15 protein-coding genes are annotated in these 13,933 nt (G+C 54.2%); all 15 read right to left on the bottom strand.

Annotation, left to right across the window (positions count from 1 at the left end; genetic code table 11):
* Positions 1–8 precede the first annotated feature (8 nt).
* Positions 9–1,508 carry a cytochrome c oxidase accessory protein CcoG gene (gene ccoG, locus CAP48_RS10355; protein WP_100696177.1) on the bottom strand — a complete coding sequence of 500 codons (1,500 nt, stop codon included), beginning with the start codon at positions 1,506–1,508 and terminating at the stop codon, positions 9–11.
* A gap of 24 nt (positions 1,509–1,532) precedes the next feature.
* Positions 1,533–2,435 carry a cytochrome-c oxidase, cbb3-type subunit III gene (ccoP, locus tag CAP48_RS10350; protein ID WP_100696175.1) on the bottom strand — a complete coding sequence of 301 codons (903 nt, stop codon included), beginning with the start codon at positions 2,433–2,435 and terminating at the stop codon, positions 1,533–1,535.
* Complete coding sequence (locus tag CAP48_RS10345) at positions 2,432–2,602, bottom strand: CcoQ/FixQ family Cbb3-type cytochrome c oxidase assembly chaperone (protein ID WP_100696173.1); 171 nt, start codon at positions 2,600–2,602, stop codon at positions 2,432–2,434. Before CAP48_RS10345 ends, ccoP begins: the two co-directional genes overlap by 4 nt.
* 24 nt (positions 2,603–2,626) lie before the next feature.
* Positions 2,627–3,289, bottom strand: a complete 663-nt coding sequence (gene ccoO, locus CAP48_RS10340) for a cytochrome-c oxidase, cbb3-type subunit II (RefSeq protein ID WP_100696171.1) — start codon at positions 3,287–3,289, stop codon at positions 2,627–2,629.
* A gap of 10 nt (positions 3,290–3,299) precedes the next feature.
* The gene (ccoN, locus tag CAP48_RS10335) at positions 3,300–4,772 is read right to left on the bottom strand and encodes a cytochrome-c oxidase, cbb3-type subunit I (RefSeq protein WP_100696169.1); all 1,473 of its coding nucleotides are present in this window, start codon (positions 4,770–4,772) and stop codon (positions 3,300–3,302) included.
* A gap of 225 nt (positions 4,773–4,997) precedes the next feature.
* Positions 4,998–5,162 carry a cbb3-type cytochrome oxidase assembly protein CcoS gene (gene ccoS, locus CAP48_RS10330; RefSeq protein WP_100696167.1) on the bottom strand — a complete coding sequence of 55 codons (165 nt, stop codon included), beginning with the start codon at positions 5,160–5,162 and terminating at the stop codon, positions 4,998–5,000.
* A gap of 7 nt (positions 5,163–5,169) precedes the next feature.
* On the bottom strand, positions 5,170–6,150 hold the full coding sequence (locus tag CAP48_RS10325; protein ID WP_100696165.1) for a hypothetical protein: 981 nt from the start codon (positions 6,148–6,150) through the stop codon (positions 5,170–5,172).
* 83 nt (positions 6,151–6,233) lie between these two features.
* Entirely contained in the window at positions 6,234–7,148 is a 915-nt protein-coding gene (gene cysM / locus CAP48_RS10320; RefSeq protein WP_100696163.1) for a cysteine synthase CysM, read from the bottom strand.
* Between the two features lie 146 nt (positions 7,149–7,294).
* Positions 7,295–7,906, bottom strand: a complete 612-nt coding sequence (locus tag CAP48_RS10315) for a helix-hairpin-helix domain-containing protein (protein WP_100696161.1) — start codon at positions 7,904–7,906, stop codon at positions 7,295–7,297.
* Positions 7,907–8,034: 128 nt separating this feature from the next.
* Positions 8,035–9,027: an ADP-glyceromanno-heptose 6-epimerase gene (gene rfaD / locus CAP48_RS10310; RefSeq protein ID WP_100696159.1), complete on the bottom strand. Its 993-nt coding sequence runs from the start codon at positions 9,025–9,027 to the stop codon at positions 8,035–8,037.
* Positions 9,024–9,953: a D-glycero-beta-D-manno-heptose-7-phosphate kinase gene (gene rfaE1 / locus CAP48_RS10305; protein WP_100696156.1), complete on the bottom strand. Its 930-nt coding sequence runs from the start codon at positions 9,951–9,953 to the stop codon at positions 9,024–9,026. Before rfaE1 ends, rfaD begins: the two co-directional genes overlap by 4 nt.
* A gap of 4 nt (positions 9,954–9,957) precedes the next feature.
* Complete coding sequence (gene lapB, locus CAP48_RS10300; protein ID WP_100696154.1) at positions 9,958–11,178, bottom strand: lipopolysaccharide assembly protein LapB; 1,221 nt, start codon at positions 11,176–11,178, stop codon at positions 9,958–9,960.
* Positions 11,168–11,545 (bottom strand): lipopolysaccharide assembly LapA domain-containing protein, encoded by a 378-nt coding sequence (locus CAP48_RS10295; protein ID WP_100696152.1) that lies wholly within the window; start codon positions 11,543–11,545, stop codon positions 11,168–11,170. The genes lapB and CAP48_RS10295 overlap by 11 nt, the downstream gene beginning before the upstream one ends.
* A 123-nt stretch (positions 11,546–11,668) precedes the next feature.
* Entirely contained in the window at positions 11,669–12,031 is a 363-nt protein-coding gene (locus CAP48_RS10290; protein ID WP_100696150.1) for an integration host factor subunit beta, read from the bottom strand.
* Positions 12,032–12,034: 3 nt separating this feature from the next.
* Complete coding sequence (rpsA, locus tag CAP48_RS10285) at positions 12,035–13,747, bottom strand: 30S ribosomal protein S1 (protein ID WP_100696148.1); 1,713 nt, start codon at positions 13,745–13,747, stop codon at positions 12,035–12,037.
* Positions 13,748–13,933 lie beyond the last annotated feature (186 nt).

Below are 13,933 nucleotides of genomic sequence, written 5' to 3'. Positions count from 1 at the left end.
GCTCCTTGTCAATGAGGGACAAAAAAAGTGGTATCTTGTTCAACCGATAATTTGTCCGCGGTCTTATCCGTGTTTTCAATAAGCAGTGTCAATGGATGCAGGCCCTTTGCCGAGCCCTCTACCGGTACACGAATCACGATCGGAATCCACTGATTCGAAAAAGCCGGTACGGCAATCTGCTGTGAATTGTCATCACCGGCCAGCACCGTTACCGCTGGGATATCCCGGGAGACCGCCTTCACCGCGAAATTCTGGTCTTTCTCCGACATATTGATAATCTGAATGCGGTAGACGTTTTCAATCAGTCCACCGGGCACTTCACGCCCAAGCACACCTCGGTCGCGCACGATATCGACCCTTAGCGGCGTGCGCATCGACAGAGATACCACCAATCCGATGATGAAGATGCTCAGCAGTCCAATGTAAACGTAAATGCGAGGTTTGAACAAACGCTTGCGGGCCTGTTTATTGTCCAGCCGATCAAGCATCCCGCTCTCGGACGTATAACGAATCAGCCCGCGCGGGTAGTTCATCTTGTCCATGACCTGATCACAAGCGTCAATACAGGCGCCACAGCCAATGCACATGTACTGCAGCCCATCGCGAATATCAATTCCCGTAGGGCATACCTGTACACAGATGGTACAGTCCACGCAGTCGCCCAGGCCGACCTGACTGGGGATTGTTTTTTTGGACCGACGTCCGCGCGGCTCGCCACGGATCCGGTCATAGGTGACCACAAAGGTGTCCTTGTCCACCATCACACTTTGAAAACGTGCATATGGGCACATATACTTGCAAACCGATTCGCGCAGAAAACCGGCATTGCCCCAGGTCGCAAACGAGTAAAAAACCATCCAGAACCATTGCCAAAAGCTGAGTTCAAAACGAAACAGTTCAGTACCCAGTTCGCGGATCGGAGAAAAATAGCCGATGAATGTTGAACCGGTCCACCAGGCAATCAGGATCCATAAAAGATGTTTGGTCGCTTTTATCCTGAACTTGCGCAAGCTCATGGCAGACTCGTCCAGACGGATGCGGGCGACCCGATCGCCTTCGACCTTGCGCTCTATCCACATAAAAATTTCGGTATAAACCGTTTGCGGACAGGCGTAACCACAGAACAGGCGACCGGCCAGGGCGGTAAACAAAAAAAGCCCATAGGCCGAAATGATCAGAATGATCGCCAGGTAAAACACATCCTGCGGCCAAAGCACAATCCCAAAAAGATAGAACTTGCGCTCTGTCAGATCAAACAGGACCGCCTGGCGCCCACCCCACTGCACCCAGGGCAAGCCATAAAATATCGCCTGAGTCACAATCACCAAGATGATCCGCCATTTGGCAAATACACCCGTCACAGACCGCGGATATATTTTTGCACGGATTTCCTCGACCTGCATACTGCTGTCGTCGGCGGGAACGGCGCGGGCCGGCACCATTCTTGGTGGCTGCCAGGCCGGGGCCGCGTCCTGCGCGGCGGGCTGCACTGCTTGCTTATCAGACATGATTGGCCATTTTTCGGTGCGTCATTATTTGTTGGACAGGCCCCAAACATACGCTGCCAGCATGCGGATCTGATCTTGGGACAGAATATGTTTTTGCGCCGGCATCACGCCCTCGCGTCCGTGCAGAATGGTATTGACAATGCTCTCTTTCGAACTGCTGCCTAGCCAGATAGAATCAGTCAGGTTGGGTGCGCCCAGCGCCTGGTTCCCCTTGCCATCCATGCCGTGACAGGCGAAACATACTTTTTTAAAGCCTGCCTCTCCGGCTAACAGCAACGTCGGATCACTAGTCAGCCCGGACAGCGAACGCACATAGTTGGCAATCTCGTTGGCCTGTGCAGGCGTAATTGCTGCCGCAAGCGGCGCCATCATGCCATGGCGACCATCGGTAATGGTCTTGACTATTACCTCGGGTGTGCCGCCATAGAGCCAGTCATTATCGGTCAGATTGGGAAAGTTCGGTGAGCCTTTGGCATCCGAGCCGTGGCATTGCGCACAGTTGTTCAGGAACAGCCGCTTGCCGATGGCATTGGCCTCTGCGTTGCCGGCCAGTTCCTCTACGGACAATGCAGAGAACCGGTCAAACAAAGGCTTGATCTGTGCGGCCAGCTCTTGACGCTTGGCAACAACCTGCTTGGCCGATGTGAAGCCGAGCAGACCCGGATACGAGCCCAGCGCCGGATACAGTACCATAATGCTCAACGCAATGGCGCAAAGGCCGAGGTACATCACCGTCCACCACCGCGGAACCGGATTATTGAGTTCACGCAGGTCTTCGTCCCAGACATGGCCGGTATCCTCAACCTGCGGCGGTGCGTTCTTCAGCCACCGACGCTGCGTAAACAACAGCCACACACACCATGCCACACCGGCCAGCGACACGATGGCAATGTAATAACTCCATGAATTACTGAAAAAATCGCTCATTTTTTATACCCTTCACCACGATTTGTCGTTTCTTCGTCCGGGACGGCAAACGGCAAACGCGCTGCCTCTTCGTTATCGTTCACACGATGCCTGGACCAGGCCCAGGCGATGATTCCGAAAAACGTCAAAATAGATACAACAGTCATTGCTCCGATAAGGATGTCCATGCGTTTGCCCGTCCCGGTCCTGGTTTAATTGGACGCTGCTGCGTCTTGCTCTGCGCGTAGTGCCGACAGATAGCCAACGCCCAGACTTTGCAAATAGGCAACCAGAGCGTCCTCTTCGGTTTTGCCTTTGAGCGCTGCAGGCGCATCGGCGATCTGCTGGTCTGTATAAGGCACACCGAGCGTGCGCAATGCCTTCATGCGGGCCTGAATGTTTTCTTTGGATACATCCTTGCGCTGCAGCCAGTAATAGCCAGGCATATTGGATCCAGGAACCAGATCACGCGGATTGCGCAAATGAATACGATGCCAGTCATCGGAATAACGGCCGCCAACGCGAGCCAGGTCGGGACCGGTACGTTTTGACCCCCACAGAAATGGATGGTCATAGACGAATTCGCCGGCCACCGAATAAGGACCATATCGGGACACTTCAGATTGCAGCGTACGGATCTGTTGGGAATGACAGCCGACACAGCCTTCCTTGATATAGACATCCCGGCCGATGATCTGTAATGGCTGCAAGGGCTGGATACCGGGCGCGGCCTTTGTTGTATAGTGCTGGAAAAACAGCGGTACGATTTGCACCAGACCGGCAAAGGCAACGACGAGGATAGAAAAGACAATCAGAAGCCCGACATTTTTTTCCAGTGTTTCATGGCTGAATAAACGCTTATTTTGATTCGTCATGATAAATCTCTTATACAGCAGTAGCGGATTGAGCAAGGCGGGCATCGTGTCCGATAAACTCGGGCACTTGCGGATTGACGCCCTTGAGTCCCTTGATGGTCATGATCATGTTGTAGAACATGACCAGCGCGCCGCTCAAGAAGCACAGTCCGCCCACAATGCGAATGAGGTAAAGCACATACTTGGATGCAAGGGCCTGGATGAAGGCGTAGGTCAGCGTACCGTCGGCTTCAGTTGAACGCCACATCAGCCCCTCCATCACACCGGCAATCCACATGGATGCGATGTACAAAACGACACCGATGGTAGCCATCCAGAAGTGCGCTTCGATCAGTGATGTGCTGTACATGCTCTGGCGGCCGTACAGGCGCGGAATCATGTAGTACAGGCTGCCGAAGGTAATCATGGCCACCCATCCCAGTGCGCCTGAGTGCACGTGCGCAACCGTCCATTCCGTGTAGTGCGACAGTGCATTCACGGTACGGATGGACATCATGGAGCCTTCAAAAGTGGACATACCGTAGAATGACAGCGCCACGACCAGAAACTTCAGGATAGGGTCGGTACGCAGCTTATGCCAGGCGCCGGACAGGGTCATGATGCCGTTGATCATGCCGCCCCATGACGGTGCCAGCAGGATCAGGGAAAAAGCCATGCCCAGGCTTTGCGTCCAGTCGGGCAGCGAAGTGTAAAGCAAATGGTGGGGACCGGCCCACATATAGGTGAACGCCAGGGCCCAGAAGTGAACAATGGAAAGTCGATAGGAATAGATCGGCCTGTTGGCCTGTTTCGGCACGAAGTAGTACATCATGCCCAGGAAACTGGTGGTCAGGAAGAACCCCACAGCATTATGGCCATACCACCATTGCACCATGGCATCCTGTGCTCCTGCATAGACGGAATAGGAATTGAACCAGCTGTAGGGCAATTCAATATTGTTGAAGATATGCAAAATGGCGATTGTCAGGATAAACGAACCATAGAACCAGTTTGCGACATAGATGTGCTTCATCTTGCGTTTGGCTACTGTACCAAAAAACACAATCGCATAGGCGACCCAAACCAGGGTAATCAAAATATCTATCGGCCATTCAAGCTCGGCGTATTCCTTGCTGGTGGTGTAACCGGCTGGCAGCGTAATTGCCGCGGCCACAATGACCAGCTGCCATCCCCAGAAAGTGAAAGAAGCCAGCGGCCCGCAAAAGAGCCGCGTTTGACAGGTACGCTGAACGACGTAATAGGAAGTGGCAAAAAGCGCACTGCCGCCAAAGGCAAAAATGACCGCATTGGTATGCAGTGGCCGCAAGCGACCGTAACTGAGCCAGTCGACAAAGTTAAGTTCCGGCCAAACCAGCTGTGCAGCAATATAGACACCAACAAACATGCCGACAATCCCCCACACAACCGTCATGATGGTAAATTGCCGCACAACTTTATAATTGAAGATCTCCGCATCTGCGGAGCGCGCATTCTGGACACGCATAACATTTCCCCTAAAATGAACCTATTGTTCAATCTTAAATTGATCCCGACGCAGCCATTTGACAAATATCAAGCGGCTCCAAGACATTGAAGAAACAGCCGTAAAACGCTGCATCGTCCGCCGGGCGGGTCCGGGGAAAACAACAGTTTTCGGCAGCGACGCTTTAAAAGCGAGGTTTTAAAGCGAGGATTTAGCAGAGCTCACGACAGCTGCCAGCGCGCGTCGTTAGTGATCATGCGACCGGGTGTCAGCATCCTGGTCCTGCAATATCAGGTTTGCATTTTGGTCAGTGTCTTCGAACTGGCCCGACATCACCGCCCAATACAGGACGCCGCCAATGCACATGACGAAAAGAAAAGCCAGCAGGACCAATAGGAAAAACACGTCCATGGCGATGCTAGGCCGAAGACGAGTTGATGGCGACCGCAGCTGTCCTCACAGGATCGCAGCTCGCATTGTTTTTATAAAAGCGCCAGACATAAAGCGCCACTGCCAGCGATGAAACCAGCATGGTGATAGCGGCAAGCCAGGGCTGCACCAGGCCGATCATGGCCAATGGGATCATCAGCAAATGCCACAGGAACGAGCCATAAAGCGCGCGGCGGGCAACGCGAACGGTCTGTGCACTCAAGGTGACAAGGGCATGCTGGCTAAGCTCCGGGCTGCCAAGGATGATGGCGCGCGCCGCCGCCTGCGCAGAAGGAACCGCCATGGCCATGGCGCACGGACAGCTCATGACAAATAGCGCAACCAGTACCGACAAGGCATGGGCCGGATCAATATACCAGTACCAGACAAGCGCAGACACAATGGAAAGCGCTATTTGCACACTGACAAAATACAGGCCGATACGGTCAGCCTTGTCGGCCAGCAGACTGAATTCTTGATTGAAGTGTTGGTCAAGCGCATCGCCTGCCGACTGCGTGGCGGCAAGCGCCAGATAGCGTGCCGTCAGCACGAACGCCACGAACATGGCGATAGATTCGAAATAGACTTCGCCCGAATGGCGGACGGTCGCCAGAGCGCTGGGGACAAAGGCTACCACAATGCCCAGGCCAACGGGCCAATTCATGGATTGCTGATGGGCGTCTTGCGGATTGCCTCCAACAAAGCCACGCCAGATCGGCCAGGCACAATAAAGAAGCAGCGGCAAAGTTAACGCCAGGCTGCACCAATTCATGACAATGATGGCAGTGTCCAGCATGTCCACCGTTTCCGCATCAACGTAGCCATCGCGAAGATAACCGGGAAAAGCAAACATCATGACCTGCATCATAACCAGCCATGCCAGCCCCAGTCGGGCAAGCATATGCCTGCGATGCCGGCGATCCGGACCGCTTAATTCACGGGGAATGGAAAAGATGGAGGCGGGTTTCATATCCTCCGATCATAGTATCGATCGGAGAATGTTATCTTGATCTAAATCAAACTATTATTGGCGTACGTTCTACTGCGCCGTATTTACACAGGGTTGAATACGCCTTGTGAGAGATACCGGTCGCCGCGATCACAGACGATAAAGACAATGGTCGCATTACTCACTCTTTCGGCGGTGCGCAAGGCGGCCACCAGCGCGCCGGCCGACGAAATTCCACCGAAAATACCTTCGCTGGCGGCAAGATCGCGCGCCATGTCTTCGGCCTCCGGTTGTGTAATCAACTCGAACTGATCGACATCTGCCGGCTTATAAATGGCCGGCTGGTATTCCTGCGACCACTTTCTGATGCCAGGAATGGACGCGCCGGGCGCCGGCTGCGCGCCGATGATCTGGATGTCGGCGTTACGGGATTTCAGATAGGATCCCACGCCCATGATCGTTCCCGTTGTTCCCATTGCACTGACAAAATGCGTCACTTGTCCGTCTGTCTGGTTCCAAATTTCCGGGCCAGTCCCTTCGATATGAGCACGAGGATTATCCGGATTGGCAAACTGATCCAGCACTTTACCCTTGCCTTCGGCCTGCATGGATTGGGCCAGATCCCTTGCGTATTCCATGCCGCCTTTGTCTGCCGGCGTCAGAATCAGCTGGGCGCCATAAGCGCTCATAGAGGCGCGCCGTTCCACGGAGAGGTTGTCAGGCATAATCAGAATCATTTTATAGCCGCTGATCGCTGCGGCCATAGCCAGCGCAATACCGGTATTGCCGCTGGTTGCCTCGATCAGCGTGTCGCCGGGCTGTATCTCGCCTCGTGCCTGTGCGTGCCGGATCATGGACAAGGCCGGCCTGTCTTTGACCGAGCCGGCCGGGTTGTTGCCCTCAAGCTTGGCCAGAATAACATTGCCTCGCGCCTCTCCAAGGTGCTGCGGGATGCGCTGCAGGCGCACCAGTGGCGTATTGCCGATGGTATCTTCGATTGTGGGGTACGATTTTGTCATGGTCGGTCTGAATGAAATGAGATACCCCGCCTGGCGGGCATCAGGTTGCAAACGAACCCTGCTATCCCGGGCCGGGCTAAACAGGCGCTATGTGGGGATAATCATAGCACCCCTGACACGGCGCTTTCGGCTTATTCCCTGAACCACTAATGGGTTTTTTCTTGCTGACCGGCGCCCGCAGAGTCCGTGGGGCGAACCGCTGACGGCTCTGTCGCCCGGGGACGGGGGCGGATCAGCATGGGCATGGCAGGCAGCGGCCGGTTGGACTGCGGGCTGGATGAGGATTTTGAGCTGTCCACTGACCCGTACGTGATAGCAGAAACGCGCCCGGCAGGCATGAGCCTATCAGCGTCCGAAGAATGGCGCTCCTTCGGTCGAGTGAGGGAGTCCGGCGAGTGGCGTTCGCGCGGTCTGTTGAGGGCGTCCGGAAAATGAGGCCCGATCGGTCGAGCCAGACCTTGCGGTATAGCCGCCGAATTGGCGGACAAACCCCCAACAGTGAGACCCTGATTGCGCAGCTTTTTAAGTTTTTTCGTGCCCACGCCCGGCACACGGGCTGCGAAATCTTCCATGGAAATAAACCTGCCCTGCGCCCGGGCCGATAAAATGCGATCTGCCAGCTTGTCGCCGATTCCCTTGACGGCACGCAACTGACTTCGCGTTGCCTGATTCAGGTCCAGCGCCAGAACGGGCCCGGCAAGTCCTAGCACGAAGCACAACAGCCAGGCTTGTGGGCGGACGCCTTGGTAAAATAACATAAGCACACCCTGTGATGAAACGGAGCCTGTAGTTTGCCACAGCGGGATACAGATGGCTCCGTCTTACGGATGGCAATGTCCGGCGGTAAAAATCCAACTACCGGCAGGCCGCATCTAGCCGAGCGTTGCTATACGTTACCGTTGCGCAGTCGACGGATATAGCTGGAGACGCCCTGCTCGACATCGCTCATGGCTGCGTTAAAACCCGCAGCACGCAGTTGCGTCGTGTCGGCCTGGGTAAAGCTCTGGTAACGGCCCTTCAGGTCGTCCGGGAATGGAATATAGCGAATCAGACCCTCGCGCACCAGCGCATCCAGTGACAGACGCGTTTCATTTTTTTCTTCCCTGAGAGTATTGACGACGGCGCAGGCAATATCATTAAAAGGCTGTGCCCGGCCGGTTCCGCAATTGAACACGCCCGACTGTTCCGGATGGTCCAGGAAGAACAGGTTGACGGCCACCACATCGTCTACAGAAATAAAATCCCGCCGCTGACCGCCATCTTCGTAGCCATCCCAGCCGCCGAACAAGCGCACATGGCCTTCTGAGAGGAACTGGTTCATGTTATGGAAAGCGACAGAGGCCATACGGCCCTTGTGCTGCTCATTGGGGCCATACACATTGAAATATCTGAGACCCACGACCTGCGCCGTACGGTGTTCAAAACGTTCGCGTACGACCTGGTCAAACAGAAACTTTGAGTAACCGTACACATTCAGCGGTTTTTCATTTTCAAGCGCCTCGACATAATTGGGTCCAGCACCATATACTGCCGCCGAAGAAGCATAAATAAACGGGATGCTGCGCGCCTGGCAAAAATTGAACAATTCCAGTGTGACCCGATAGTTGTTATCCATCATGTAGCGACCGTTTCTCTCGGTTGTATCCGAGCAGGCGCCCTGATGGAAAACCGCAGTCACTGGGCCAAACTGGCCACTATTGACTCGGATGCGAAATTCGTCCTTGTCCATATAATCGGCGATGATGCCTGAGCGCAAATTGACGAATTTGTCGCCATCGGTCAAGTCATCGACTGCCAGAATATTGGTAATGCCCCTGTTGTTAAGGCCGCGCACGAGATTGCTGCCAATGAAACCTGCGGCTCCGGTTACGATGATCATGTCAGTTCCTCTGCACTTACAATAGATGTTCCGAGTTTACCTACTACTATACCACCGGCCTTGTTGGCCCACTGCACCGCTTGCTGCCAGTCGGCCCCGGCGGCGCGTGTCACTGCCATGGTGGCCAGAACCGTGTCGCCGGCGCCCGAGACATCGAACACTTCCTGGGCTGCTGCGTCCACATGAAACCGCCCTGCGTCGGTATACATGGTCATGCCTTGTTCCGAGCGTGTAATCAGCAAGGCTTCAAGCGCAAGGCGCTGGCGCAGACTCTGGGCCGATTGCGTCAGTTCTTCTTCTGTATCCCATTTGCCAACCGCCAGTTGCATTTCGCCGCGATTCGGGGAAATCAGGCTGGCGCCGGCGTAGCGGTCATAATCATCTCCCTTCGGATCGACCAGCACCGGTATCTTGCGCTCGCGGGCCACCGCAATGAACCGTGAACAATGCGTGAGCACGCCCTTGGCATAATCGGAAAGAACGACAATGTCATGATTGTCCAGCAGCCGCCGATACTGCTGCTCCAGATACATCAGCGTCTGCGCATCGGGCAGATACTCAAAGTCGATCCGCAACAATTGCTGCTGACGACCCAACACCCGCATTTTCAAGGTGGTATGCATGGTGGGATCGGTTAACAAATGCGCGTCGATTCCGGCTTGGCCGGCCAGCATGGAGATCTGTTGCCCGGCTTCATCATCACCCACGATTCCCAGCAGCGTGACCCCGCCGCCCAATGCAACAATATTGCGGGCGACATTGGCACCACCGCCGAGCCGGTCTTCCCGTTTTGCCACTCTTACCACCGGTACGGGCGCTTCGGGTGAAATACGTTCGACTTCACCAAACCAGTAGCGGTCAAGCATCACATCGCCCACGACCAGAACGCGGATCTGTCTGATTTTTTCTATCGGAAATGCACGCATACGACTATTCCTCTGGGCGGCGTGGCGAGTAGGTTTCCCATGAGTTGCAGCCAGGACATTGCCAGTAATAGGTCTGTGCCTGAAAGCCACAAATCCTGCAGGCGTATTTGTCCATGCGGCGGGTGTGCTTGTCAATCATGGCCCGCAATAGTGCGAGATCAAAATCGGGCATATGCTGCTGCAGTTCGCCCTGCCCGGACGAGCTTTGCTCGTGAGCCAACTCAGTTTGCAAGACCTTATCAAACCCGAGCAACGAAGGATGTTGACGCAGGGAATCCTGGGCAAACTGCCAGGCGGCGGTAAACCCCTGCTTGCGTAAAGCCGCGAACACGACTTCAAAGACGTCTAATGATGGATGCGCAAAATAATGGTCTTTCAGCAGGCTGACTGCCTGCTCGCCCTGATCGCTGGCAGCGAAATTATCCATGATTTGTTTTGCCACCAAGCCGGCAAATTGCGGCGAGCGCTCCAGCGCCGCAAGCAGCCATTGGCGCTCCGTATCACTGTTGCCCAAGCGACGGGCCAGATAGGCGCGCAAAATGGCAATGCGCGCGTATGAAGCCTGGGAGCCACCCTGCTCCATATTGTGCCGGGCTTCGCGCTCGGCTGCATCCAGCTCTGTGGCCACACGATTAAAGTCTGGCTCCTTGACGCTTAATGCGGCCTGCGCACGCTCACAATGGTAATGCACCCGTTGCGGCAGCGGTTCATCAGTCAGTTCGCGCAGGCGCGCCGCGGCTGCGATGGCTTTTTCCCAATCATGTTCGGCTTCGTAGATGCGAATGAGTGCCCGGGTCGCGGAAATGCCATGACTGGTATTTTCGACTTCCTTGAACGCCGCTTCAGCGCGATCAAACATGCCGGCCTTGAAGTAGTCCTGGGCAATCTCATGCAATGCATGTTCCCTGTCGGCTCGTGGTAAATCTGAGCGAGAAAGCAGGCTTTGATGCACCCGGATGGCGCGCTCGATTTCTCCGCGGCGCCGAAACAAGTTGCCTAAGGCAAAATGCAATTCCGTTGTTTCGGAGTCCAGTTTGGCCACTTCGACAAACGCATCAATGGCCTTGTCATGATCTTCGTTGAGCAGGAAATTCAGCCCGCGAAAATAGGAATCGGGCAGATTGCGGCTTTCCGAGACAATTTGGCGGACATCAACCTTGGCTGCGATCCATCCCAGTCCGAACAAAATGGGAATCAGTATCAGCCACCATGCTTCAAAGTCCAACGGCGGTCTCCCGGACAGGCGTGTGCAGGGCGGTGCTGGTTGAAGCCACACTGCTGCGCAGGCGCAACTCTTCTGCTTTTAGCATTTCGAGTGAATGGCGGGTGTCGGCCACATCACGGTTCAGTTTGTCGACCTCGCCTCTGAGACGGCTGACTTCACGAGTTTTGCGCAAACGTGTTGGAATGCTGACCAGCCACGCAAACAGCGCCCCGACGAAAAAGGCAAGCAGCAAGACGACAATGAGCGGTACACCGGCAAAGGTATAGTCACCAAAAAACCGCACCGTGACCGGATCGGTGTTCTTGAGTGCGAACAACAAAACCAGTAGAAAAAGTATGATTCGCAATGCCCAGACAACGTAACGCATTAGCCTGCTCCTGAAATTGAATTATTCGTCATTGTAATGCGAATTGCCGGTCTGAAAACAAAAACCCCGATTTTGCAATCGGGGTTTTCGGACATCATAGAAACGAACAGCTGTCAGGCTTGATCAGAGATTGGCTACCTTGGCCGCCTGAGCGTCAAATTGACCATTCTCTGATTCATCCTGCCGGGTGTCGTTAGCAGAGGTAAAAGCAGAATCAACGCGCTCGCGCAATTCCTTGCCCGCCTTGAAGTGAGGGACCCGCTTGCCGGGCACCATCACTTGCTCGCCAGACTTGGGATTGCGTCCAATCCGTGGAGCACGCGTTGACAGCGAGAAGCTTCCAAAACCACGGATCTCGATGCGTTGACCCCTGGATAATGCAACGGTCATGGCATCAAGCATGGTCTTGACAGCGAAGTCGGTGTCACGGGCAGCCAGCTGTGGATAGCTGGCTGCTAGTGCTTCAATCAACTCTGATTTAGTCACAGCTTAATCGTCTTTAGCTTGGTCGAGCTTCGCCTTGAGCAAAGCTCCCAGGTTAGTCGTACCAGATGACGCGCTGGTATCGCTCATGCGTTGTAACGCGTCTGCGGTTTCAGCATTGTCACGTGCCTTGATTGACAACTGGATTGAACGCGCCTTGCGATCAACGTTCAGGATCATGGCTTCGATGTTCTGCCCTTCTTTCAGTACAGTGGTCGCGTCTTCGACACGGCCGGCTGAAATTTCAGAAGCGCGCAGATAGCCCTCAACCTCAAGTGACAGCGTTACTACCGCACCTTTGGCTTCAACAGACTTGATCACGCCAGGAACCACTGCTCCCTTGTCGTTCGTTGCAACGTAGTTGTTGAACGGATCGCCTTCAAGCTGTTTGATACCAAGAGAAATACGCTCTTTGTCGGTATCAATAGCCAGAACCACAGCATCAATCTCGTCGCCTTTCTTGAAGTTGCGTACAGCTTCTTCACCGGAATCCGCCCATGACAGGTCAGACAGGTGAACCAGACCGTCGATACCGCCAGGCAGGCCGATAAATACGCCAAAGTCAGTGATGGACTTGATTGCGCCATGAACTTTGTCACCACGTTTGAAGTTGGTGGCAAAATCTTCCCATGGGTTTGCACGGCACTGTTTCATGCCAAGTGAAATACGACGACGATCTTCGTCGATTTCCAGGACCATGACTTCAACTTCTTCGCCCAGGCTGACCACTTTGCGCGGGTCAACGTTTTTGTTGGTCCAGTCCATTTCGGAAACGTGTACCAGACCTTCGATACCAGTTTCAACTTCAACGAACGCACCGTAATCGGTGAGGTTGGTAACCTTACCGAACAGGCGTGTGCCTTGAGGATAGCGACGTGCCAGACCGACCCAGGGATCTTCACCAAGCTGTTTGACGCCCAGGGAAACACGACTTTTTTCCTGGTCGAATTTCAGAACCTTGGCCTGAACTTCCTGGCCAACGGACAGAACCTCGGATGGATGACGAACACGACGCCATGCCATATCGGTAATGTGCAACAGACCATCAATACCGCCCAGGTCAACAAACGCACCGTAATCGGTAATGTTTTTGACAACACCGGTAACAATGGCGCCTTCTTTCAGGTTTTCCAGCAGTTTCTGGCGCTCTTCGCCCATGTTCACTTCAAGAACGGAGCGACGTGACAGAACCACGTTATTGCGTTTGCGATCGAGTTTAATAACTTTAAACTCCATCGTTTTGCCTTCGTAAGGAGTCGTATCCTTGACTGGACGCAGATCAACCAGTGAACCGGGCAAAAAGGCGCGAATGCCGTTTGTCATAACAGTAAGGCCGCCCTTCACTTTCCCAGTGATGGTGCCGGTTACCATTTCGCCGGACTCGAGTGCTTTTTCGAGTGACAGCCATGCAGACAGACGTTTTGCACGATCACGGGACAGGATGGTGTCGCCGTAACCGTTTTCGAGTGAATCAATGGCAACGGAAACGAAGTCGCCTTCGCTCACTTCCAGTTCGCCCTGATCATTCAGGAATTCTTCAAGAGGGATGAGAGATTCGGACTTCAATCCCGCATTAACTACGACAAAATTGTGATCGACACGGACCACTTCGGCTGAAATCACTTCACCTGATTTCATATCCTGGTTTTGTACGCTTTGAGCAAATAAATCGGCAAAGCTTTCGCCACCAGTGGCGTCTTGTAAAGAAATGGATGACATTAGAAAAATCCTGGGACCCTAACGGTCTCCTGGCCTTAAAAACACGCTTTGGCAGAACAGCCTGCCGCGGCGGAGTGAGAAAATCTTTCGCCTGACACAAGCGAAAGCCCTTGGAATTCAACGATAACGCAGATGACCTTCGCGCCTGCCCTGACCGCTGAACATACTGCTTTGACCTGTGATGCA

This window comes from Advenella sp. S44 (assembly GCF_002810445.1).
GTDB lineage: Bacteria > Pseudomonadota > Gammaproteobacteria > Burkholderiales > Burkholderiaceae_B > Advenella.
This window is presented reverse-complemented; position numbering and strand designations above follow the sequence as displayed.

Bases quoted from the DNA above. Each gene is read 5' to 3' on its own strand.
- ccoG (WP_100696177.1), bottom strand. From the start codon at position 1,508: ATGTCTGATAAGCAAGCAGTGCAGCCCGCCGCGCAGGACGCGGCCCCG.
- ccoP (WP_100696175.1), bottom strand. From the start codon at position 2,435: ATGAGCGATTTTTTCAGTAATTCATGGAGTTATTACATTGCCATCGTG.
- CAP48_RS10345 (WP_100696173.1), bottom strand. From the start codon at position 2,602: ATGGACATCCTTATCGGAGCAATGACTGTTGTATCTATTTTGACGTTT.
- ccoO (WP_100696171.1), bottom strand. From the start codon at position 3,289: ATGACGAATCAAAATAAGCGTTTATTCAGCCATGAAACACTGGAAAAA.
- ccoN (WP_100696169.1), bottom strand. From the start codon at position 4,772: ATGCGTGTCCAGAATGCGCGCTCCGCAGATGCGGAGATCTTCAATTAT.
- ccoS (WP_100696167.1), bottom strand. From the start codon at position 5,162: ATGGACGTGTTTTTCCTATTGGTCCTGCTGGCTTTTCTTTTCGTCATG.
- CAP48_RS10325 (WP_100696165.1), bottom strand. From the start codon at position 6,150: ATGAAACCCGCCTCCATCTTTTCCATTCCCCGTGAATTAAGCGGTCCG.
- cysM (WP_100696163.1), bottom strand. From the start codon at position 7,148: ATGACAAAATCGTACCCCACAATCGAAGATACCATCGGCAATACGCCA.
- CAP48_RS10315 (WP_100696161.1), bottom strand. From the start codon at position 7,906: ATGTTATTTTACCAAGGCGTCCGCCCACAAGCCTGGCTGTTGTGCTTC.
- rfaD (WP_100696159.1), bottom strand. From the start codon at position 9,027: ATGATCATCGTAACCGGAGCCGCAGGTTTCATTGGCAGCAATCTCGTG.
- rfaE1 (WP_100696156.1), bottom strand. From the start codon at position 9,953: ATGCGTGCATTTCCGATAGAAAAAATCAGACAGATCCGCGTTCTGGTC.
- CAP48_RS10295 (WP_100696152.1), bottom strand. From the start codon at position 11,545: ATGCGTTACGTTGTCTGGGCATTGCGAATCATACTTTTTCTACTGGTT.
- rpsA (WP_100696148.1), bottom strand. From the start codon at position 13,747: ATGTCATCCATTTCTTTACAAGACGCCACTGGTGGCGAAAGCTTTGCC.